This window comes from Idiomarina sp. ST20R2A10, assembly GCF_051842345.1.
GTDB classification, from domain to species: Bacteria; Pseudomonadota; Gammaproteobacteria; order Enterobacterales; family Alteromonadaceae; genus Idiomarina; species Idiomarina loihiensis.
Genome location: NZ_JBNIEY010000037.1, coordinates 1 through 379, shown reverse-complemented (window position 1 = coordinate 379; position 379 = coordinate 1). Strand labels below are relative to the sequence as shown.

Sequence of the window (379 nt, the reverse complement as noted above, 5' to 3'; positions counted from 1 at the left end):
TCATAATACGGCTCAAAGGTGACACCCTCGGGTAATGCTTGCTGAATAAGCGGAATGCGCTTTTTAATACCGTCGATAGTGGCTTTGGTATTCGAGCCCATGCGTTTGAGCACAATACCCGATACCACTTCGCCCAGCTGGTTGACCTCGCCGTCGACTTTACGCGACATTGAGACCGCCCCCTGGCGAATTTCACTACCGATTTCGACGTCGGCAACCTGGCTCAGTGTTACGGAAACGCCGTCAACGGTTTTGAGCGGTATTTGTCGTATTTGTTGCAGGCCTTTTTTACCGCTATCCAACCAGCCGGTGCCGCGAATAACCAACTGCTCCTGACCGCGGGGCATATACCAACCACCAACGTTACCGTTATTCTTGT

At 52.0% G+C, this 379-nt stretch carries 1 protein-coding gene; it reads right to left on the bottom strand.

Features of this window, described 5'->3' with window-relative positions; translation table 11 throughout:
• The coding region (locus ACP7H9_RS14230) for an efflux RND transporter permease subunit (protein ID WP_439222935.1) at positions 1–379 on the bottom strand (379 nt) is incomplete at both ends.